Origin of the sequence: Daejeonella sp. (assembly GCF_046590655.1) — a bacterium.
GTDB lineage: Bacteria > Bacteroidota > Bacteroidia > Sphingobacteriales > Sphingobacteriaceae > Daejeonella.
In genome coordinates, this window is sequence record NZ_JBKJUM010000067.1 from 1 (window position 1) to 20661 (window position 20661).

At 39.7% G+C, this 20661-nt stretch carries 20 protein-coding genes; 11 read left to right on the forward strand and 9 right to left on the reverse strand.

Annotated elements, in window-relative coordinates; translation table 11 throughout:
• A partial coding sequence (locus ACLL8Z_RS07200) for a thiamine-phosphate kinase (RefSeq protein ID WP_411274093.1) occupies window positions 1–522 on the forward strand: 522 nt, incomplete at its 5' end.
• A 120-nt stretch (window positions 523–642) separates the two neighbouring features.
• Here ACLL8Z_RS07200 and ACLL8Z_RS07205 read toward each other — a convergent pair.
• Together ACLL8Z_RS07205 and ACLL8Z_RS07210 are read right to left on the reverse strand one after the other, a co-directional pair.
• Window positions 643–1980 (reverse strand): DNA recombination protein RmuC, encoded by a 1338-nt coding sequence (locus ACLL8Z_RS07205; protein WP_411274094.1) that lies wholly within the window; start codon window positions 1978–1980, stop codon window positions 643–645.
• 125 nt (window positions 1981–2105) lie between these two features.
• A complete protein-coding gene (locus ACLL8Z_RS07210) occupies window positions 2106–3242 on the reverse strand; it encodes an NAD(P)/FAD-dependent oxidoreductase (RefSeq protein WP_411274095.1) in 1137 nt (378 codons plus the stop codon).
• Between the two features lie 76 nt (window positions 3243–3318).
• Here ACLL8Z_RS07210 and ACLL8Z_RS07215 point away from each other — a divergent pair, with 76 nt between their 5' ends.
• On the forward strand, window positions 3319–4005 hold the full coding sequence (locus ACLL8Z_RS07215) for a zinc metallopeptidase (protein WP_411274096.1): 687 nt from the start codon (window positions 3319–3321) through the stop codon (window positions 4003–4005).
• Window positions 4006–4181: 176 nt separating this feature from the next.
• On the opposite strand, the gene apaG is transcribed toward ACLL8Z_RS07215, so the two are convergent.
• On the reverse strand, window positions 4182–4568 hold the full coding sequence (gene apaG / locus ACLL8Z_RS07220) for a Co2+/Mg2+ efflux protein ApaG (RefSeq protein ID WP_411274097.1): 387 nt from the start codon (window positions 4566–4568) through the stop codon (window positions 4182–4184).
• 43 nt (window positions 4569–4611) lie between these two features.
• A complete protein-coding gene (gene dusB, locus ACLL8Z_RS07225; RefSeq protein ID WP_411274098.1) occupies window positions 4612–5604 on the reverse strand; it encodes a tRNA dihydrouridine synthase DusB in 993 nt (330 codons plus the stop codon).
• Between the two features lie 61 nt (window positions 5605–5665).
• Between dusB and ACLL8Z_RS07230 the strand changes: the two genes are divergently transcribed.
• The 3 genes from ACLL8Z_RS07230 (at window position 5666) to ACLL8Z_RS07240 (ending at window position 8746) form a co-directional block, all read left to right on the forward strand.
• On the forward strand, window positions 5666–6607 hold the full coding sequence (locus ACLL8Z_RS07230) for a CPBP family intramembrane glutamic endopeptidase (protein WP_411274099.1): 942 nt from the start codon (window positions 5666–5668) through the stop codon (window positions 6605–6607).
• A 183-nt stretch (window positions 6608–6790) separates the two neighbouring features.
• Complete coding sequence (locus ACLL8Z_RS07235) at window positions 6791–7597, forward strand: phosphatidate cytidylyltransferase (RefSeq protein ID WP_411274100.1); 807 nt, start codon at window positions 6791–6793, stop codon at window positions 7595–7597.
• Window positions 7598–7654: 57 nt separating this feature from the next.
• Window positions 7655–8746 (forward strand): energy transducer TonB, encoded by a 1092-nt coding sequence (locus tag ACLL8Z_RS07240; protein WP_411274101.1) that lies wholly within the window; start codon window positions 7655–7657, stop codon window positions 8744–8746.
• Here ACLL8Z_RS07240 and mfd read toward each other — a convergent pair.
• Complete coding sequence (gene mfd, locus ACLL8Z_RS07245) at window positions 8736–12095, reverse strand: transcription-repair coupling factor (RefSeq protein WP_411274102.1); 3360 nt, start codon at window positions 12093–12095, stop codon at window positions 8736–8738. The genes ACLL8Z_RS07240 and mfd overlap by 11 nt on opposite strands.
• 222 nt (window positions 12096–12317) lie before the next feature.
• Here mfd and ACLL8Z_RS07250 point away from each other — a divergent pair, with 222 nt between their 5' ends.
• From ACLL8Z_RS07250 to ACLL8Z_RS07270, 5 genes are read left to right on the forward strand one after another with little or no spacing between them, the layout of a single operon-like run.
• A complete protein-coding gene (locus tag ACLL8Z_RS07250) occupies window positions 12318–12734 on the forward strand; it encodes a DUF4199 family protein (protein WP_411274103.1) in 417 nt (138 codons plus the stop codon).
• Window positions 12734–13054 (forward strand): DUF2752 domain-containing protein, encoded by a 321-nt coding sequence (locus ACLL8Z_RS07255; protein WP_411274104.1) that lies wholly within the window; start codon window positions 12734–12736, stop codon window positions 13052–13054. The genes ACLL8Z_RS07250 and ACLL8Z_RS07255 overlap by 1 nt, the downstream gene beginning before the upstream one ends.
• A complete protein-coding gene (locus tag ACLL8Z_RS07260; protein WP_411274105.1) occupies window positions 13032–13397 on the forward strand; it encodes an NINE protein in 366 nt (121 codons plus the stop codon). Before ACLL8Z_RS07255 ends, ACLL8Z_RS07260 begins: the two co-directional genes overlap by 23 nt.
• A 14-nt stretch (window positions 13398–13411) precedes the next feature.
• Window positions 13412–14509, forward strand: a complete 1098-nt coding sequence (locus ACLL8Z_RS07265) for a Nif3-like dinuclear metal center hexameric protein (protein WP_411274106.1) — start codon at window positions 13412–13414, stop codon at window positions 14507–14509.
• Window positions 14509–15255: a zinc ribbon domain-containing protein gene (locus tag ACLL8Z_RS07270; RefSeq protein ID WP_411274112.1), complete on the forward strand. Its 747-nt coding sequence runs from the start codon at window positions 14509–14511 to the stop codon at window positions 15253–15255. The genes ACLL8Z_RS07265 and ACLL8Z_RS07270 overlap by 1 nt, the downstream gene beginning before the upstream one ends.
• A gap of 129 nt (window positions 15256–15384) precedes the next feature.
• Here the strand turns inward: ACLL8Z_RS07270 and ACLL8Z_RS07275 are convergent, their stop codons facing one another.
• Complete coding sequence (locus tag ACLL8Z_RS07275) at window positions 15385–16461, reverse strand: 3-oxoacyl-ACP synthase III family protein (protein ID WP_411274107.1); 1077 nt, start codon at window positions 16459–16461, stop codon at window positions 15385–15387.
• 413 nt (window positions 16462–16874) lie between these two features.
• Here ACLL8Z_RS07275 and ACLL8Z_RS07280 point away from each other — a divergent pair, with 413 nt between their 5' ends.
• Window positions 16875–17228, forward strand: a complete 354-nt coding sequence (locus ACLL8Z_RS07280) for a hypothetical protein (protein WP_411274108.1) — start codon at window positions 16875–16877, stop codon at window positions 17226–17228.
• 156 nt (window positions 17229–17384) lie between these two features.
• Here ACLL8Z_RS07280 and ACLL8Z_RS07285 read toward each other — a convergent pair whose 3' ends face one another.
• From ACLL8Z_RS07285 to rsfS, 3 genes are all read right to left on the reverse strand, one after another.
• On the reverse strand, window positions 17385–18020 hold the full coding sequence (locus tag ACLL8Z_RS07285) for a LutC/YkgG family protein (protein WP_411274109.1): 636 nt from the start codon (window positions 18018–18020) through the stop codon (window positions 17385–17387).
• 64 nt (window positions 18021–18084) lie between these two features.
• A complete protein-coding gene (gene ftsH / locus ACLL8Z_RS07290) occupies window positions 18085–20175 on the reverse strand; it encodes an ATP-dependent zinc metalloprotease FtsH (protein WP_411274110.1) in 2091 nt (696 codons plus the stop codon).
• 50 nt (window positions 20176–20225) lie between these two features.
• Window positions 20226–20600 carry a ribosome silencing factor gene (rsfS, locus tag ACLL8Z_RS07295; RefSeq protein WP_411274111.1) on the reverse strand — a complete coding sequence of 125 codons (375 nt, stop codon included), beginning with the start codon at window positions 20598–20600 and terminating at the stop codon, window positions 20226–20228.
• Between the last annotated feature and the right edge of the window lie 61 nt (window positions 20601–20661).

The window sequence follows — 20661 nt, forward strand, 5'->3', positions numbered from 1 at the left end:
GCTTATATTGGATTGCAACTTCTGGAACGCGAGAAGAACATTTTTCTCGAAAACCCCAATATTCAGCCCGACCTGGAGGGAAAAGATTATATAGTTGAACGGCAGCTTAAACCGGAATCACGAAAGGATATTATAGAGGTCTTGAAAACAATCAAAGTAAAACCAACTTCAATGATTGATATTTCAGACGGCCTGGCTTCCGAGATCCTTCACATTTGTAAACAGTCGAACAAGGGTTGTAATCTTTATGAAGAAAAAATTCCTATCGATCCAATGACCTACGATACGGCACGCGATTTTGGCATTGACCCTACGGTTTGTGCGTTGAATGGTGGTGAAGATTATGAACTGTTATTTACGGTCAAGCAAACAGATTTTGAAAAGATCAGAAATAACCCCGATATTTCGATTATTGGCCATATTACAGAAGCTTCTGCAGGGTGTAACCTCATTTCCAAATCTAATAAAGTTCACCAAATAAAGGCGCAGGGCTGGAATTCTCTAAAAACTTTGACAGAATGACCGTAAATTAAATTGATTTGAGATATCAAATTATTGGAACCCTCTTTATTATATTTCTCGCAACGGGCGCGCTGGCCCAAAGGAATTGTTTCGGCTGGCAGTTTTCCGTGAAACTCAAATCTACTCTTCTTCATCTGCTATTAATCTATGATCCAGTTGCTTGCCAGCCTTAGCCCCCAATTTTTTTATCTTTTCGGCTGTAACGGTAAGATTTCCCCTTCCACTGCTAAGTTTGTTCAAAGCCCTCTCGTAAGCATCCTGGCTTTGTTTAATGTTTTTGCCTATACCATCCATGTCGGCTATAAATCCCACAAATTTATCGTACATCTCTCCACTTAGCCGCGCGATTTCCATCACATTTCTATTCTGACGCTCCTGTTTCCACATGCTTGCAATCGTCCGCAGGGTTGCAAGGAGCGTAGAAGGGCTGACTATTACCACACGTTTATCCCAGGCGTAATTGAACAATTCAGCATCTTTTTGAACAGCAACACTAAAACACGACTCGATAGGAATAAATAACATGACGAAGTCGGGAGAGTTGATCTTATAAAGTTCGCTGTAATTTTTTGCGGATAGGTCGCTAACATGACTCCTGATCGAGGCTAAATGCTGTCGCGAAAACAGATCTATGTCTTCGTCGTTGTCGCAGTTCACCAGTCGTTCATAAGCAATTAGCGAAACTTTAGCATCAACAATCAAATGCTTATCATCCGGAAGATCAATAACCACGTCCGGCTGGAAGCGGCTTCCATCAGATGTCTGCAAGCTTTTTTGAATCCGGTATTCCTGATCCTTAACCAAACCTGACCTTTCAAGAACCCTCTCAAGAATCATTTCACCCCAATTGCCTTGTTTTTTATTATCGCCTTTAAGGGCTTTAGTAAGATTTTGAGTCTCCATGTTCATCAGGTTAGTCTGTTCCATGAGCTGGCTGATGTGCCCTTTTAGCACGTTACGTTCGTCTGATTCAGCTTTATAAACCTTATCAACTTTTTCCTCAAAAGCCTTAATATTTTCCTTTAGCGGATTTAATAAAATATCCAGATTAGAACGATTCTGCTCCGTGAACTTGTTCGTTTTTTCTTCCAGAATACGGGAAGCAATAAGCTCAAAATCTTTGTTGAATTTCTCCTGGTTACTTTTTAACTCAAGCTTCTGCTCTTCAACCCTCTCCTGTTGGGCCTTGACATAGGACCTGGAACTTTCTAGTGATTGCATGGCATCTGAGAGTTTTTGTCTTTCAAAAACTAATTGTGATTTTAAATCATCTGATTCAGCTTTAAAATTTTCGGCCCTTTCTTCTGCTTTAGCACAGCTGATCCTGAACCCGTCATTTTCTGTCTTTAGTCTGTTCAAATCTTCCAAAGAAACAACTGGTTTTTTGGAATTTCCATTAAAGAAGAAAAGAATAATCGTTAAAATAAGCCCCACTCCAAGAACAAAAGATATATCCATTGATAAAAATTTTATCAAAAATACAATTTTACGGAAATCTATAATCCTGCAATAATGAAAATTGCGTCCCAGGGATTTTCATATCTGAATTTGACGTCGGTAAATCGCGGACAAATTTACTTCGTTTAAAAATTCACCAGATCTGCAACCTCCTCCCCAAGTAGGGTGCCGATGGCGATACCCATGCCGTTGCAACGGACGGCGCAATAAACTCCTGGACGGATTTCTTTAACAATGGGCCGTGGTTCCGGACCAAAACCCATAACCCCACTCCAACGGAATTCAATTTTGGGACGTTGACCCGGAAGGATAGTTTCATAAAGAAGCCGTTCAAGTGCGGTTTGAATAAGGTCTGTTAAACCAGGTTCGCTAGTTTGTTCACCATAAAAATCAAGATTACGAAAGCCACCCAGTAGTATACGATTATCGATGTTTCGAAAGTAAGTATAGCCGCGGTTATAATGGAAAGCTCCACCAACCTTCAGGTTGGGGATTGGCTCAGTAATTAATACCTGGCCACGACCAGGGATTACCTCAAGTTCCGGTAACAATTCTTTAGCAAAAGCGTTTGTTGCTACGATGATTGATCGGGCCTTAAACTCGCCCTGATTCGTAAATATGCGATGTTGAACGCCATCGCTGGTGAATTGCTGAACTTTACAGCAGTTGAAGATTTTTACTCCAAGACCAGCTACTATTGAAATAAGTCTGCCAATCATTTTGCCTGTGTCGAGCATACCCTCATATTTATTTTCAATAAGGTATTTTACTCCCGAAAACCCATTTTCTGCAATTTTAGCATTAGTCACTGAATAAATGTCATGTTTTCCAATAATCGGCTTAATCAGGTTATTGAGATAATCAATCTGCTCTATGCACTCTACAGCGAAAATCTCTTCCGAATCTTTGAATATTTCATAACCTCGGGAAGGTTCAAAATTTATGCACGCATCACCCAGGTTTTTTCTAAGTCTGGATAGTCCTTTCCAGCGCATCTCAACCATTTGCAAAAAGCTTTCTTCGCCGCTAATCTTAAGCTCATTCATAGCTTCGGAAACGCTTCCAAAGCATGCAAAACCGGCATTTTTGGTGCTAGCGCCTGATGGTAAAAATCCAGATTCAATTATCGCAATACGCATGGATGGACTTTGGCTTTTTAATCGAAAAGCGGCACTTAAACCTACTATGCCGCTACCTATTATGAGCACATCAAAACCAGTGAGGAATGATGTTTGTTCCCAGTATGAAAAACTTTGTGCCATGGATATTAAAGGTAATTTAATTGTGAGTAATTTTATTCGGAATAGTTATTGAATATACTTTACAAAAAATATCACTATGGGACTAATATTAATGATAGTTATTGCTGTAATTAGTTTTGCAGTTCAATGGCGCTTCAAAAGCAAGTTTAAACAATACTCCGAGATGCCTCTTGGTTCGGGCATGTCTGGGAAAGATATAGCCGAAAAGATGTTGAACGATAACGGGATATCAAATGTGAAAGTAATCTCGGTTGAAGGGCAATTAACCGACCACTATAATCCAGCGGATAGAACTGTAAATCTAAGTCCTGAAGTATTTCACGGACGAAGTGTGGCAGCCGCGGCAGTTGCCGCTCATGAATGCGGACATGCGGTTCAGCATGCTACAGCGTATAACTGGCTTAAATTCAGGTCTGCTGTAGTTCCAGCAGTGAATGTAGCTTCAAAGATCACACAGTGGGCTTTGATGATTGGTGTGATGCTCCTTATATTCTCTGGTAATATCATGGTTCTGGCAATTGGAGTAGGAGCACTGGCCTTAGTAACCATTTTTGCATTTATTACCCTTCCGGTTGAGTTTGATGCAAGTAACCGGGCTTTAGCATGGCTGCAAAGCAACCGTGGAATCATGCAGACGTCCGTTGAAAACGATCAGGCCAAAGATGCTTTATGGTGGGCGGCAGTAACATATGTCGTAGCAGCCTTAGGATCATTAGCAACGCTTGTTTATTATGCGAGTATGCTTGCTGGCAGAAGAGAATAAAGGTTTAATCGTGAAATTAATTAATATTAAGCCAGATCTTCAGTCTGGCTTTTTTATGCATTAGCAAACACAGAAGAGTTGGGTTGTTAATAAAAGTCAATGAGCTTTACGAAAAGTATGGTCTGGACCCGCAAACTGGGATACCACTCTACAGTTTGCTGTAAAAGAGCTTGATGTTAGTTAAGTTTGTAAGGTGCTATAAGGTAAAACTCAGGAATGTTTACTCTGAATTTTAGCCCATCGACCATTCGTTCCATCTCATACGAACCTTTCATACTGCCCATATCCGTTTTCAAGTTACATCCGGAAACATATTCATGGTTATCACCAGGCTCAATGACCGGTTGTTGTCCAACTACACCCTCACCCTCCACCTCACGATTTGTTCCATTAGAATCGAAAATTTGCCAATTACGATTGAGCAATTGCACGCTTTTATCGGTAAGATTTTCAATATTGACGCGATAGGCGAACATAAAATGTTCATTGGCCGGATTTGAATATTCAGGCTGGTAAATAGTTTCTACCGATATTTTTACTCCATCAGTAATTTTGGTTACCATATTAATTGCTTTTGATAGGACAATATAAAAATAAACCCAATAATTAGGCCATTTCTATTTGAAACCGTTCATTTATTTCATCAAGTGTCGAATAAATATCTTGAATATCTTGCAAGGAAACTAACCTCATCCGGTATTCTTTAAAGTCCGGAATGCCCTTAAAATAATTAGCATAATGCCTTCTCATCTCAAAAATTCCTGTTTTTTCACCTTTCCACAATATGGATTTCTCAAAGTGTGTCCGGCAAACGGAAACCCTTTCTGAAATTGTGGGCTCCGGAAGATATTCTCCGGTCATGAAAAAATGTTTTATTTCACGGAATATCCAGGGGTAACCTATAGCCGCTCTCCCGATCATAATTCCGTCTATCTCATATTCCATTCGCCAGCTGGCAGCTTTTTCGATAGAATTTACGTCACCGTTACCAAAAATAGGAATCTTGATCCTGGGATTTCTTTTTATCTCGCGGATAAGCGTCCAGTCAGCCTCGCCTTTATACATCTGAGCTCTTGTTCGGCCATGTATAGTTAAAGCCTGGATTCCAACATCCTGCAAGCGTTCCGCAACTTCATAAACATTTTTAGTGTTATCATCCCAGCCAAGACGGGTTTTCACCGTTACAGGAAGGTGGGTTGATTCAACAACAGCCCGGGTCATTAGCACCATTCGGTCGATGTCCTGAAGAAGGCTCGCCCCGGCACCGCGGCATGCTACATTCTTAACGGGGCAGCCATAATTTATATCGATAAGATCTGGTTTAGCTGCTGAAGCTATTTTGGTTGCCTCCCGCATCGAATCAATCTCACTCCCAAAAATTTGTATGCCTATCGGACGCTCGTATTCAAAAATATCGAGTTTTGCTACGCTCTTTGCAGCATCCCGAATCAATCCCTCAGAAGAAATGAATTCCGTGTACATCATATCCACCCCATTCTGTTTACATACAAAACGAAATGGTGGATCGCTAACATCTTCCATTGGTGCTAGCAACAGCGGAAAATCCCCTAAATCTATATTTCCAATCTTAACAGACATTAACTATCTTTCAACCCAGTTATCAGTGTTCAAAACGCAAAATTACGAATAATTAAACAGTATGCTTAAACCTGCGTCAGCACAACGTCATCCTTTTATTTCATTGCTTTTGCTTTTGCTTTTGATGATCGCGGGCGCAGTAACGTTTATGCTCCTGGCATTTATTGCAGTGATAACAATTTATGGGATGAAGGAAATGCTCAATGCTTCCACCGGGTCAGCATCATCCATAGAAGTAATTAAGCTTCTCCAGCTATTTATTTCAACCGGGATGTTTATAGTTCCAGCTTTGTTTTTTGCACGTCTAGAAAGTCAGAATTGGACGGCATATTTGAGATTGAAAGAATTCCCATCTGTACTTATTCTAATTACCCTACTGATTATGATTAGTTCAGGGCCCATGCTCGAACTAAGTGCAGAACTCAATAGAAATATGAACTTGCCGTATTTTCTTAGAGATCTGGAACAATGGATGCTTATCAAAGAGCTGGAGATGTCTGAAATGACAAAACAGCTATTGACAATGAATACCCCTGGAGTATTAATATTTAACATTTTCATGTTGGCAATTATCCCTGCGGTAGGTGAAGAACTTATTTTCAGGGGATGCCTTCAAAAGATTTTTGCAAAATGGACAGGCAATAAGCATGTTGCAATATGGGTCACCGCAATAATTTTTAGTGCTATACATGTTCAGTTCTATGGATTTTTGCCCAGGATGTTGTTGGGAGCTCTTTTTGGATATCTTTTAGTTTGGAGCCGTACTATTTGGATTCCGATTTTAAGCCACTTCATAAATAATGCTGTTGCAGTTATTACAGCCTTTGTTTATCAGCAAAAAGGTATTTCGTTAGATAAACTCGAGCAGCCGGATCCGGTAGCTTATTATGTCTATATAATTAGTTTTTTAGCTTGCAGCTTCCTCCTCTGGATTTTTTATACCACGTCATTAAGGTATAGCTTAAATTTATCTGATCGAACGGATGGAAGCAGGCTGGATTAAGATTTACACATCGGCTGATTTTTTTAAGTCTGAACTTGTCAGACAGGTTTTAATCGACAACGAAATTGACGCTATAATAATAAATAAACAAGGGTTTCCATATCGAATGGGCGAAGTGGAGGTATATATTCATGAAGGTAATTTTCAGAAGGCACTAGAAATAATTATTAATAACGAACTCTAATGAAAACAAGGGCAATAACCGGATTTTTCTTCGTGGGGGTAATGCTTGCATCAGTACTTCTTGGAGCCTATGCGTTTACCCTTTTTTTCTTAATACTCAGTGGCCTATGTACGGAGGAGTTTTACCGGCTCGTAACAACTTCGGAAGTGAAGCCCCAAAAGCGCTGGGGCCTGGTGCTGGTTATCAGTATATTTTTGCCGTTGAGTATGTATTTGTTTCAGGGCGAGCCACTCATCAACCTGCTCATATGCGTACCAATAACAATAATGATCATCGTGGCTGAGCTTTACAGAAAATATCCTAATCCTTTTCATAACATTTCTTATACTATTTTCGGAGTGCTTTTTGCGGCAGTTCCATTTTGCTTTTTCTATGCCATAGCTTTTATAGACGGCACATATTCGTTCCATTATCCTCTTGCTTTCCTGCTGCTTTTATGGTCTAGCGATACCGGAGCTTACCTTTTTGGTGTAAAACTAGGTAAGCACCGCTTATTTGAGCGCCATTCGCCGAAAAAGTCCTGGGAAGGTTTTGTTGGAGGAATGGTAACAAGCATGACTGCTGCCTTTATCATTTCCATGTATTTTGATGAGCTCTCCCTTATCCAATGGTTGGGAATGGCGGTTATCATTGTTACAGCAGGAACCTTGGGCGATTTGTGTGAATCCATGCTCAAAAGAAGTCTTTCTACTAAAGATTCCGGCTCATTGCTTCCCGGTCATGGCGGTTTATTGGATCGATTTGATGGATTATTGCTCGCCGCACCTCTTGTATTTGTATATTTGCAATTCGTAAAAACTTTCTGATTAGAATATCGTAGACGATCCCAAGGTTATCTGAAGGTTATTGATGAACTTTTTTAGATGAAATCTGATATAATGAAAGAGCCGGCTGACTCACACCAAGACACTATTGCAGGGGATATCAAAAAAGATAAATCCTTGCTGTATATGGGTATTGGGCTCGGGGTAATAATCCTCGTAATGGGTTATCTCACACTTTTTGTTGATAATCTTAATAGCTTATTTACCGGAAAGCAGGAAGTTATAGCAGTTATCGACGACGATAATTCTGATGTCTTGAATGAGAATGCGAGCATGTCAGATTCAGAGGTGAGATCTTCTCTCATAAAGTTTATTGAAGCATTCTATACGGATCAACGACGCGGTTATTTCGATCCGCCAAGTTATTTTTCCCCGATTACTCAAACGTATTTTAACTATCACAATTTAACGTATAAGCGTTTAAAGAATCTATATTTCAAACGCAGGTCGGATATGCAAAATTTAAGGCTAGAGTGGATTGTTTCTTCTCTGGATTATAATAGAAATGGTACTGAACTGACAGCAACCTATTGGGCTAGTGTCAACTATATAAAGCTATCTGTAAATAAAGAGGAGTCTGCAGATGTCAAATATGAAATGATAATCAATGAGGATGGAAAGATAAGCTCTCTTCGGGAATTGGAAATCAAGAATCTGGTTTCCTATGATTTAGGTGCAAATCAGGATAGTTTAGTTGGGGAAGAAACCGGATGGCAGGCAGATGTAATTGAGAAAGTTGAAAATACACCAGTACCGCAAACGGCACCATCTCCCGAAACAGGAAATCCGGACGCCAGATATGAAGGAAAATTGTATGACTTGGGCAGCGTGGAGGTGGCTCCTGAGTATCATGGCGGTTCAAAAGCATTGGCAAGATATCTTGGTTCAGCGTTAAGATACCCGGTACAAGCCAGAGAAAACAGAACCCAGGGTAAGGTCTACATTGGGTTTGTTGTAGAAAAAAATGGAACTCTTTCCGACTTCAAAGTCATAAAAGGTATTGGTAACGGTTGCGATGAAGAAGCAATTCGCGTTTTAAAATTATCTCCGCCCTGGAAACCGGGTATGGTCGAAGGACACCCGGCAAGAACAGCTTACGTTCAGCCTATTACATTCCAGATTAGTGAATAGCAGGATCGTTTAAGGCAATTTCCTGCATCATGCCTATAGCCATGTCGAGCGTATTTAAATGTTCTATCGCCAGTCGCAGCGAGTTTTTCACCTCTTTTAGATTGCAAATTCGCGGATGTGCCTGGACAAATTGCAGGACCCTGTTAAACTGCTCAGTTTCGTAATAAGGCGATTGTTGATTACTAATAAAGTAACCCCTGAGAATCCCCTTTTTGAAGGTGATCTTTTCAAAACCGATCATTTTACCAAGCCATTGAAGGCGCCAGGTATTAATAAGTTCATCAACCTGCGGTGGAATGGGCCCAAAGCGGTCGGCTAGCTTTTGTCTGAATACATTTAATGCCAATTCGCTCTCAATGTTGGATAGCTCGGTATATAGATTATAGCGCTCTGCAATGTTGGTTACGTATTCATCGGGAATCATGACTTCCAGATCCGTATCAACGTGAGTGAATGATATAAATGGTCGGGGTTTTTCTTCACTAAACAAGTTCTTGAACTCGTCATCTTTTAACTCCTGGATTGCCTCGTCAAGAATTTTGTGATACATTTCAAAACCTATTTCGGCTATAAAACCACTTTGCTCCGCTCCAAGCAGATTTCCGCTTCCGCGAATATCCAGGTCGCGCATGGCAACATTAAAGCCACTGCCCAAATCCGAAAACTCCTCTATCGCGCTAAGACGCTTCCGCGCCTCATTGGTGAGGGTGGAGAGTGGGGGACTCAATAAGTAACAAAATGCCTTTTTGTTCGACCGTCCAACCCTACCCCGCATTTGATGCAGATCGCTCAATCCAAACATATGCGCATGATTAATTAGGATAGTGTTAGCATTTGCTATATCCAATCCTGCTTCAATAATCGTTGTCGCAACAAGTACGTCGTATTCGCCTGAAACAAATTTAAGCATTACGTCTTCCAGCGCATCGCCTTCAAGCTGTCCGTGGGCTATACCAATTCGTGCTTTCGGAACAAGGGTGTTGATAAATCCGCCGAGCTGCATCAGGTCCTGAACCCTGTTATGAATAAAAAAAATCTGTCCGCCACGGTCAATTTCGTACTCCACCGCTTCCTTAATGAGTTTTTCGTTGAACACATGCAGTTCAGTAAGGACTGGTTGCCTGTTTGGGGGGGGTGTACTTATTATGCTTAGGTCACGGGCGCCCATTAATGAGAAGTGGAGAGTGCGGGGTATCGGAGTTGCTGTAAGGGTTAGCGTATCTACATTCGCACGGAATTGCTTCAGTTTTTCCTTTACACTAACACCAAATTTTTGCTCTTCATCGATGATTAATAAACCGAGATCCTTAAATTTTACATCTTTACTTACGATTCTGTGGGTTCCGATTATGATATCAACTTTTCCATCAGCTAGTTTTTGTAAGGTTTCTTTTATCTGCTTTGCGGATTTAAACCGATTAATGTAGTCAATTGTGCATGGGAATTCAGCCAGGCGCGAAGTGAATGTCTTGTAATGCTGTAAAGCAAGAATTGTAGTAGGTACCAGGATAGCAACCTGTTTGCTGTCCGCAACCGCTTTAAATGCTGCACGAATCGCAATCTCAGTCTTTCCAAACCCCACATCCCCACAGACCAGACGGTCCATTGGATGCGGTGATTCCATATCTTTTTTTACGTCGGCAGTGGCTTTAACCTGGTCAGGAGTATCTTCATAAATAAAAGAGGCTTCAAGCTCTGTTTGTAAGTATGTATCGGGGAGAAAAGCGGTTCCTGTCTGAGCTTTTCTTATCGCGTAAAGCTTTATGAGGTCGCGGGCGATATCTTTAACTTTTTTTTTAGTTGTTTTTTTTAGCTTGTCCCAGACATCGGTCCCAAGCTTATTCATTTTCGGAATTGTTCCGTCCTTTCCTGAATACTTAGAAATTCGATTCAGGGAGTTGATATTGACATACAACAGGTCGTTATCGGCATATACCAGCCGTATCATTTCCTGCGAACGCCCGTTTACATCAACCTTTTCGAGTCCGGCGTACTTGCCGATACCATGGTCAATATGGGTAATATAATCACCGGGTTTTAAATCCCGAAGCTCTTTTAAGGTGATTGCTTGCGAGCGGGTATAACCTTTTTTTAGTTTGTATTTATAATATCGATCGAAAATCTGATGATCCGTATAGCAGGCAAGCTTTTGGCCAGGATCTATAAAACCTTCTCTCAGAGATAAATGAACGGGTTTAAATTTTACCGTGGGGTCGATGTCTTCGAAAATGCTATATAGCCGTTCTATCTGTTTTGACGAATCGGTAAAGATTAGATTCTCTATACCAGCTTTTTCGTTTTCTTTAAAATTGTGAATAAGCAGATTGAAATCTTTATTAAAAGATGGCTGGGGTTTGATTTCCAGAGATAGAGTAGTGGTAGGCTGATAGAAAAACTGTTTGCCAAATTCCACAATGGAGAAATCTCGAAGCTGATCTGCAAGCAATTTTTCATCGGTGAAATTATATTTTGGATCTATCCATTTTGGATTTTGATTCTTATCCTCGGCAGATAGTGCTTTCCAGAAGTCGACAGCTTTCTTATACCCACCTTTTACTACGTCGAGGGTAAATTGAACATCCTTAAACCACACTAATGTGTCTTTTTCGATATATTCAAGAAGTGAAATATTGTGTTCTGTAAGGAATTTGGACTGTACGTTAGGAACGATGGTAATGCTTTTAACCTGCTCAACAGAAAGCTGGTCCTCAATTTCAAACGTCCGGATACTTTCAATATAATCTCCGAAAAACTCAACGCGATAAGGGAGATCATGTGAAAAAGAAAAGATATCTACAATTCCGCCTCGGACAGAAAATTGCCCGGGTTCATAAACGAAATCTACACGTTCAAAATCATACTCGACCAAAAACTCATTTATAAATTCTATACTAAGTTTGTTTCCAGTCGAAATTTCCAGTGTATTTTTTTCAAGTGCGGCACGGTCGATTACTTTCTCAGCAAGAGCTTCGGGATAGGTGACAATAATTTTCCCAAACTCGCTCGAGTGGATGAGTTCATTGAGAACTTCTGCGCGTTGAAGTACATTGCTATTATCAACCTGCGTGAATTCAAATGATTTTCGAAATGAAGAGGGAAAAAGCAAGACCTCTTTTTCAAGAAGGTTTTCAAGGTCGCTTAGGAAATAGGCTGCTTCTTCTCGTTCCGGCAGTACAAAGATCATATGCCTGTGCTGAATAAAATACAATGCAGTCGCCAGCACCGAATCGCTTGATCCGATGAGACCTTTTAGATGGACCCGTTGACTTATGCCGGTATTAAGGGCTTCTGCCAGAATGGCTATACGGGGATCCGTTTTGTACTGATTTAATATATCCCGAATAGTCACGCTCTGTAATTCAATCGCAAATATACGAGTAAAGAGAATAAAATCGGAGGCGATGTAAATTCATAACTATGGATGAAACCCGTATTATTTAACTATCTTTAATAGCATTTGATTGTTCTTAAGAGTTAATAATAACGCCAATTACAGGGTCTGCAACAACAGTTGTAGGGTTTTGGTGTTAGAAATAGTATCATTATATTATTAATCTAAACACACGACACGATGAAAAATGCAGCAATTTATGGTATAACTATAGGGATTTTAAGTGGAATATGGATTCTTATCATGCACTTCTCGGGCGTTTACGCGCAAGATTCAGTTGATGAATCCAACAATATGCAGTGGATGGAATGGGTTTCTATGTTAATCCCAGCTATCGGGCTGTATTTGGGCATCAAGAGCTATCGGGATCATGTTTCCGGGGGAAAGATGGAGTTTTTCGAAGGACTTTTCGAAGGTTTTAAAATTATTATTATTGGCGGAGTTATAGCCGCATTCTTTGCCATAGTTTATGTCCAGTTAAATATAAATGTAATGAATACTGATTATATGTATAGAGTTACGGCAGCACTGCTAATTGGTATACTTTTCAACCTCGCAATTTCATTGATACTTATGAATAAGCAAAAGCATCTGTAATGCTGAGTAAGTGGCCATTGGAGTTCATAATTTGGACAGCGGCCATTTTAACACTTAGTATTTCATACCCAAAATCCGTAAATCATTTTACGCTATGCCCGATTGAGAATCTAGTGTTTTTATGGTGCCCAGGATGTGGACTAGGGAGATCCATCAGTTATTTTCTTCATGGAGATGTAAGACTTTCATTAGAGCATCACTGGTTTGGCATTCCGGCTACTGGTATCCTAATTTTTAGGATAGTGCAATTATTTAATAAATTCGTTTTAAATTTAATGAGTACAACTAAACTTTATAATGGAAAAAGATCTGCTCATTAATATGAAGGGCATGAGCCCCGAGGAATACTCATACCTTCAACAAGTAATGGCTGGAATGGACGAGCGACAAACCCAAAACTTCGTTATGTTTTATTCCGGAAAGCGAAAAAGCCCGCAAGATATATTGTTATTTACCATTTTGGGTTTCCTGGGCATTGCCGGAATCCAGCGTTTTGTTGTGGGTCAAATGGGAATGGGAATACTATATATTTTAACTGCTGGTCTATGTTTCATAGGCACAATAGTGGATGTTATAAACCATAAATCTATTGCCACAGATTACAACCAAAAAGCTGCTTACGAAAGTTTGCAAATGGTGAAGATGATGGCACCGACCGTATAGGTAGGGGCGGTAATATGAAACTCTCGGAATTAACGAATTTTCTTGAAACCTTAGCCCCCCTCGCTTTCCAGGAGGACTTTGATAATGCTGGTTTAATTGTTGGCGACCCAGAAATGGAGCTTAGCGGGGCGCTTATTTCACTAGACTGTACCGAGGCAGTTATTGACGAAGCGATTGCAAATGGGTACAATCTTGTCATCTCGCACCACCCTATAGTCTTTCGTGGTTTAAAAAAATTTAATGGCAGGAGTTATGTCGAGAGAGTAGTTATTAAGGCCATTAAAAATGATATTGCTTTATATGCAATTCATACAAATTTTGATAATGTACTTGAAGGAGTTAACAAAAAGATCTGCGACAAGCTAGGATTGCTTAATCCCACTATTCTAAAATCAAAAGAGGGTGCATTGAAAAAGCTGGTAACTTTTTGTCCTGATACGGATGCTGAGAAAGTACGTAATGCACTGTTCGATGCTGGTGCAGGATGGATAGGAAATTATTCGGAATGTAGCTACAACAGCCAAGGTTATGGAACTTTTAAAGCTGGGGAAGGTTCAAATCCGCATGTGGGTGAGATTGGTAAAAGACATGATGAATCTGAGATTAGGATAGAAATAATCTACCCGGAAAATATCGAACGGAAACTAGTTGCTGCATTATTTGAGGCTCATCCCTATGAAGAAGTGTCGTATGATCTCTACCCTGTCAGTAATCCCCATCCGAGAGTAGGATCCGGAATGATCGGTAATCTGGAAAACGACCAGGATGAAATAACGTTCATAAAATTTATTAAAGAAAGACTTAATGCTAAAGTCATCCGGCATACTGCTCTTACCGGGAATAAAGTAAGGAGGGTTGCCGTTTGTGGGGGGGCTGGAAGCTTTCTTTTAAGTCATGCGGTAAATGCAGGCGCGGATATTTTTGTTACTGCAGATTTTAAATATCATGAATTTTTTGATGCCGAAGGAAAAGTTGTCATTGCCGATGTGGGACATTTTGAGAGTGAGCAGTTTACGCAGGAATTATTATTGGATTTAATTACAGAAAAATTTCGTAACTTTGCGCTCCGTTTAACATCACAAAACACAAACCCAATAAATTATTTGATTTGATGGAACAAACAGTAGAAGAGAAATTAAAAGCATTATTCGAACTCCAAACCCTTCATACCCTGATTGACAAAATTCGTCAGACACGTGGTGAGCTTCCAATGGAAGTTGCCGATCTTGAAGATGAGGTAGCTGGTTTAGAAACACGGATACAGAAAATTAAGGCAGAACTTGATGAGCTCGAGGATTCGATTGTGACCCGCAAGAACATGATCAAGGAAGCACTTGCTGCAACAAAGAAGTATGAAGTTCAGCTTGGTGATGTGAAAAACAATCGTGAATATGACGCAATTTCTAAAGAAATTGAAATACAGGGTTTAGAAGTGCAGGTTTCTGAGAAAAAAATAAAAGAGCATACGTTCGATATTCAAAATAAGACTGAAGTTTATGAAAAAGCTTTAGCAATTATCACTGAGCGCAAAAAAGATCTTGAAATCAAAAAGGCTGAACTGGATACAATTACTGCTGAAACAGAAAAGGAAGAAGCAAGCATTATTCATAAAGCTGATGATGCTGAAAAAATAATTGAGGAACGCCTGCTAATCGCTTATAATCGTTTACGTGACAATGCCAAGAATGGTCTCGCGGTCGTAACTATACAACGGGATTCATGCTCGGGATGCTTTAACCAGATTCCTCCTCAAAGACAATTAGATATTCGCCAACGCAAAAGAATTATAGTTTGCGAACATTGTGGAAGAATTATAGTTGACGAAGGTTTTGCTTTGGAAGAAGTACCTGGCGTTTAAAAATTTATATAAAATAAAAAGGCGATAAGATTAAATTTATCGCCTTTTTAATGGAGTAGGTTAAAGGTCATAACCGGAAACCAGTTAACAATGTATATTTAATTGATTCAGATCTAATAGAGATCCGGTTCAGAATTGGTAAACCATCGCGTTGATATTCATTCCTGCACCAACGGAAGCCAATACAACTTTGTCACCAGAGTTAAATTCATGAATTTTCAATTGTTTTTTTATGATCAAGTCCAGCAGCGTAGGGATTGTTGCCACAGAGCTATTTCCCAGGGTACTGATGGTCATTGGCATAACATGGTGTGGTGCTTCACGGATTCCGTAGAGTTTGAATAGGCGTTTCAAAATTGCCTCATCCATTTTTCCGTTAGCCTGATGCACCAGAACTTTTTTAATCTCTGTCAAATCTGTACCAGATTTTTGAAGAGCCTGCTCAATAACCAAAGGGACATTCTTCAGTGCATATTCATAGATTCTACGTCCATCCATTTTAATGTACAACTCATCAGATAAAAGCTCCTGATTATTTGATTTAGCAGAATATAAATAGAATGCTTCCTCGAATGTGTGAGTTTGAGTTTTATGTGCCAGTATTCCCGTTTTGGTATTTTCCTGGCCTTCAAGAATAGTAGCACCAGCTCCATCTGCGAAGATCATGCTATCTCGATCATGAGGGTCGGTTACTCTCGATAGGGTTTCTGTACCAACAATGAGGATGCGCCGTGCATCCCCGGAACGAATGAAATAATCTGCTTGTATCATTCCCTGGAGCCAGCCAGGACATCCGAAAGGAAGGTCATAAGCTACACAGTCGGGATTTTTTATGCCAAGCTTATGTTTGATCCTAGAGCCTAAGGTTGGAAGCACATCCGGGCGGGTGCTACCAGGAGCGATGTCGCCGAAATTGTGTGCAACTATAATATAGTCCAAAGTTTCAGGATCGATACCCGACGATTCAATGGCATTTAGTGCAGCTAAATATCCAAGGTCGGATGCCTTGTGATTTGGGTCTGCATACCGGCGTTCCTCAATTTCTGTAATATCCTGAAACTTGGAGATGATCTCCAGGTTTTCCCTTTGGATGGGATTTCCGTTTTTTTCAAGGAAAGTATGTTCTAAAAAGTCATTGTTTGAAAAAATGTTAACTGGAGTATAATTCCCGGTTCCTACAATAACTGACTTGATATTGGCGCTCATTAAAGGATTTTATACTGAATACTATAATGGTTTAATGTTTTAAAGGTATGGTATTTCCATTAAAAACAATGAGTAGATTCAAAATAAATCAAGTTGTTTTCCACGTCCCGGACTAAAATGCGCGGTATTAAGGGGGCTTAGACAACGGCCTTTCATAAAAAATTAGTATTGTTTCATTCAACCTTGTGTATTTTTGTCCTGATTGAATCTAATTCAACATAGAACTTCTTCTATTTCTTTTAGTAGATTTAGGATAGACTAAATTTTTTCTTGTAAAAAATCCGTTATATACTAAAATTTTATTCGATATTTAAAAAACAGTTAAATATCGGATGGACTTAAAACGGTTCTCACCCTAACTTGTCCTCTCAAATAGTTAACCTCTTAAGTGATAAGTTTAACAAATTAAAATCATGATTGGGACCAGTGCAATTGAACAGGAAGAATACCTTGATTATTCTATTATATCCGAAAATGCCTTTATCCTGACTGAAAGAAACGAGGAAGTTTCGAGCTACACTGATCTTGACCTGGTAGTCACTGACTCTGTAACTGGAAAACCAATACCAAAAGCGATGATAAGTATTGATTTAATAAGCCGTACCGCTATATGCGATAATCAAGGTAAAGCCCTTATTCCTGGAGTTTTATCAGGAATAGTGAGTTTGGATGTTGTCGTTTGGGGTTATATAGCAAGCAGTACTACAGTATTTCTTTCTCATAGAGATCGGAACTTACTTCACATAAAAATGATTAGTCACTGCTAGAACCAATCTGTGACTATAATCTGAACATCAAGATACCAAGTCTCAATAAAAGGTAATTAATAAGCGAAAGTTTTTTCATTGGTCTATAGTTTATTTATGGTTATTCCAAATGTATATTCCTGAGATGAACGGAACATGAAGAAATTTTCAGAAATTTTAACTATCTAACAGAAAAACATAAAGTTCTTTAGGTCCGTGGGCACCTAGAACGAGCGTTTTCTCTATATCAGCTGTACGGCTAGGACCGGTTATATTTGAAATCATTGTAGGGGTTGATTCGGGATATTTCATTTTGAGATGTTTGAAAGCATCTTTCAGATCCAGAACTAGCTGCGAAGTAAATGCAATAACGACATGAACGTGAGGATAAATACTTAACCGTCTCCCTGCAGAATTACCATTAGAAACCAAAACGCTGCCATTTCGGGCTATAAGTGATTCGCATGCGGTAATACCAACTTCTGCATTTAAGAAATCTGTATCGGTTGTGTAGTGTGGAAATTCATATTTCCCCAGAAGCACTTGAATTTCTGGTTCCCAGCAATAGATTTTTCGCCAGTTTTTGTCTTCTGCCAGATGGAGCAGGTTTTCTATGAGCTGAATTTCATCTTCGCAAAAAACAAAGTTGCCTGCTACCGCTGTTAATTGCTCAGCAAATAATAGATCAATATGGTCTGTGTAATTTTCATATAGAGGTGTATCTTCTAAATTGGGATATGGATTGTCTCTCTTTTCAAGTAAGGCCTTTCGAATCTTCTTGAGCATTTTTTCTTTAGAAGTAGTGTCTTTCATGAATACCTGAGTTGAAACAGGGAATTTGTTATTGAGCAAACCCCCTGTCTAATGGTATTAATTTTCAATCAAGGGTTGATTTATTTTCCGGAAGATCAACGTTGTGATCAACGACACCCTCATGCTGTACACCCTCTTTGGCAATATCATTGGATGGTTCAATTCCGTTTACAAACTCATCGTATGTAGTGCGATTATCGAAGGGGCGTTTCCCAAGAATCTCTTCCAGGTCCGACTGAAACAAGATTTCCTTTTCCAGCAGCTTTTCTGCTAATTTCTCCAGCCCGTCGCGTTTATCGTTAAGCAACTGTTTTGTACGTTGATATGCGGAATCAATTTGTTTTCGCACTTCAATATCAATCATTTCCGAGGTTTTCTCAGAATAAGGTTTGTTAAACTGGTATTCTCCTTGAGTGTCATTGAACGATACATTTCCCACTTTTTCATTCATACCGTAAATCGTAACCATCGCATACGACAATTTGGTGATCCGTTCAAGGTCATTTTGTGCACCAGTTGATATTTTATTAAACACAATATCTTCAGCAACACGTCCGCCTAGCGTCATGCACATCCCGTCCAGTAATTGCTCGGTTGTATATAAAAACTGTTCTTTAGGGAGATACTGCGCATATCCAAGTGCAGCAACTCCACGGGGAACTATTGAAACCTTTACCAAAGGGTCCGCATGTTCAAGAAACCAGCCTGCTATTGCATGTCCTGCTTCATGATACGCGACAATTCGCTTCTCTTCGGGAGATATGATTTTATTCTTTTTCTCCAATCCTCCAATCACACGGTCAACTGCGTCTTGAAAATCCTGCATATCGACCGCTTCTTTGTTACGTCGCGCTGCGATTAATGCGGCTTCATTACAAACATTTGCGATTTCAGCACCAGCAAAGCCTGGCGTTTGTGCAGAAAGCTTTTTTGCATCTACTCCACTAGCCAATTTTAAGGGTTTAAGGTGGACTTTGAAGATTTGTTCACGTCCAACCAGATCAGGCTTATCTATAGAAATTTGGCGGTCAAATCTTCCAGGCCGCAAAAGAGCAGTATCAAGTACATCAGGTCTGTTTGTGGCAGCCAGAATAATAATTCCTGAGTCCGTACCAAATCCATCCATTTCCACCAGCAATTGATTAAGTGTGTTTTCACGTTCATCATTACCGCCTACTATATTATTCTTGCCGCGTGCACGACCAATAGCATCGATCTCGTCGATAAATATGATACATGGAGCCTTGTCCTTCGCCTGTTTAAACAAATCACGTACGCGTGAAGCACCTACGCCCACAAACATCTCTACGAAATCCGATCCCGACAAAGAAAAGAATGGTACCTGAGCTTCACCTGCCACAGCTTTTGCCATAAGTGTTTTACCAGTGCCTGGCGCACCAATTAATAATGCACCTTTAGGAATCTTACCCCCCAGATTAGTATATTTCTTTGGATTCTTAAGGAAATCCACAATTTCCATAACTTCTTGTTTTGCTTCTTCAAGGCCGGCTACATCATTGAAAGTTATGGTAACCTGAGACTCTTTATCAAACAGCGTAGCTTTAGATTTACCAATATTGAAAATTTGGCCGCCAGCACCCCCTCCGGCACCGCCTCCCATTCGTTTCATAATGAAAACCCAGAACCCTACCAGCAGAAGAACAGGTAGTATAAAAGACATCAACCAGCCCGCCCATGGACTTTCACGCGATTCAGTAACAACTGATACATGTTGAGCAACAGGAATGTCTTTCTCGGCTTCTTTAATTTTTGTCTCAAAGCTTTCAAAAGTAGCCTGGGTGAAATAGTAATGAGGTCCTGTTGCTTCCCCGGTAATGCTGTTTTTACTTTTTAACTTTGCATATTGAGGTTGACTCAGACGATCTTTTTTAATATATACATCGACATTGTAAAGGTCCCCGTTTTTATAAGCAACCAGTTTTTCAACATCCCCGACTTTAAGCATCTCGTTCTCAAACTTTTGATAGTTAATCAGCTGGGCATTATTACCGCTAAACATGTATTGAACCACGAACAGACCCAATATGATTATGGCATAAAGCCACATGATGTTAAACTTTGGTGCTTTCGGAACTATTTTTTTACCGGGTATTTTCTTCAAAGGTTTTTTGGTATCTAATTTATCTTCTTTCATTTCAGTGCAAGATTGTGTAGTATTACTAACGAAACGTAAACCTATGTGGTTTATGCGCTTTTAAAAGACTGCATTTCTGCGTCGCCCCAAAGATCTTCAATACCATAAAACTCGCGTTTGTCTGTTTTGAAAACATGCACTACAACGTCGATGTAGTCAAGAATAATCCAGTCCGCATTTTGCAAACCTTCTTTTCTCCAGGCATCCAGTTTTAGAGCTTTGAAAACTTCTTCTTCGACGCTTTGTGCAATGGCTTTTACCTGGGTAGATGACTCAGCGTGACAAATAACAAAGTAGTCAGCAACCGAGCTATGTATATTTCTAAGGTCCAAACGGACAATATCATTTCCTTTTTTTTCCTGGATCCCATGGATCACAAGTTCTGAGATTGATGTTGATTCTTGAGCTATTTTATTTTTTACCATTAAAAAAAATTAGTTTTGATAATTATATAAAGCAAATCTTAATTGCAAAATAATACTTTTT

What these genes read in the sequence shown, in the direction of transcription:
- ACLL8Z_RS07205 (WP_411274094.1), bottom strand. Translation starts at nt 1,980, where the DNA reads ATGGATATATCTTTTGTTCTTGGAGTGGGGCTTATTTTAACGATTATT.
- ACLL8Z_RS07210 (WP_411274095.1), bottom strand. Translation starts at nt 3,242, where the DNA reads ATGGCACAAAGTTTTTCATACTGGGAACAAACATCATTCCTCACTGGT.
- ACLL8Z_RS07215 (WP_411274096.1), top strand. Translation starts at nt 3,319, where the DNA reads ATGGGACTAATATTAATGATAGTTATTGCTGTAATTAGTTTTGCAGTT.
- apaG (WP_411274097.1), bottom strand. Translation starts at nt 4,568, where the DNA reads ATGGTAACCAAAATTACTGATGGAGTAAAAATATCGGTAGAAACTATT.
- dusB (WP_411274098.1), bottom strand. Translation starts at nt 5,604, where the DNA reads ATGTCTGTTAAGATTGGAAATATAGATTTAGGGGATTTTCCGCTGTTG.
- ACLL8Z_RS07230 (WP_411274099.1), top strand. Translation starts at nt 5,666, where the DNA reads ATGCTTAAACCTGCGTCAGCACAACGTCATCCTTTTATTTCATTGCTT.
- ACLL8Z_RS07235 (WP_411274100.1), top strand. Translation starts at nt 6,791, where the DNA reads ATGAAAACAAGGGCAATAACCGGATTTTTCTTCGTGGGGGTAATGCTT.
- ACLL8Z_RS07240 (WP_411274101.1), top strand. Translation starts at nt 7,655, where the DNA reads ATGAAATCTGATATAATGAAAGAGCCGGCTGACTCACACCAAGACACT.
- ACLL8Z_RS07250 (WP_411274103.1), top strand. Translation starts at nt 12,318, where the DNA reads ATGAAAAATGCAGCAATTTATGGTATAACTATAGGGATTTTAAGTGGA.
- ACLL8Z_RS07255 (WP_411274104.1), top strand. Translation starts at nt 12,734, where the DNA reads ATGCTGAGTAAGTGGCCATTGGAGTTCATAATTTGGACAGCGGCCATT.
- ACLL8Z_RS07260 (WP_411274105.1), top strand. Translation starts at nt 13,032, where the DNA reads ATGGAAAAAGATCTGCTCATTAATATGAAGGGCATGAGCCCCGAGGAA.
- ACLL8Z_RS07265 (WP_411274106.1), top strand. Translation starts at nt 13,412, where the DNA reads ATGAAACTCTCGGAATTAACGAATTTTCTTGAAACCTTAGCCCCCCTC.
- ACLL8Z_RS07270 (WP_411274112.1), top strand. Translation starts at nt 14,509, where the DNA reads ATGGAACAAACAGTAGAAGAGAAATTAAAAGCATTATTCGAACTCCAA.
- ACLL8Z_RS07275 (WP_411274107.1), bottom strand. Translation starts at nt 16,461, where the DNA reads ATGAGCGCCAATATCAAGTCAGTTATTGTAGGAACCGGGAATTATACT.
- ACLL8Z_RS07280 (WP_411274108.1), top strand. Translation starts at nt 16,875, where the DNA reads ATGATTGGGACCAGTGCAATTGAACAGGAAGAATACCTTGATTATTCT.
- ACLL8Z_RS07285 (WP_411274109.1), bottom strand. Translation starts at nt 18,020, where the DNA reads ATGAAAGACACTACTTCTAAAGAAAAAATGCTCAAGAAGATTCGAAAG.
- ftsH (WP_411274110.1), bottom strand. Translation starts at nt 20,175, where the DNA reads ATGAAAGAAGATAAATTAGATACCAAAAAACCTTTGAAGAAAATACCC.
- rsfS (WP_411274111.1), bottom strand. Translation starts at nt 20,600, where the DNA reads ATGGTAAAAAATAAAATAGCTCAAGAATCAACATCAATCTCAGAACTT.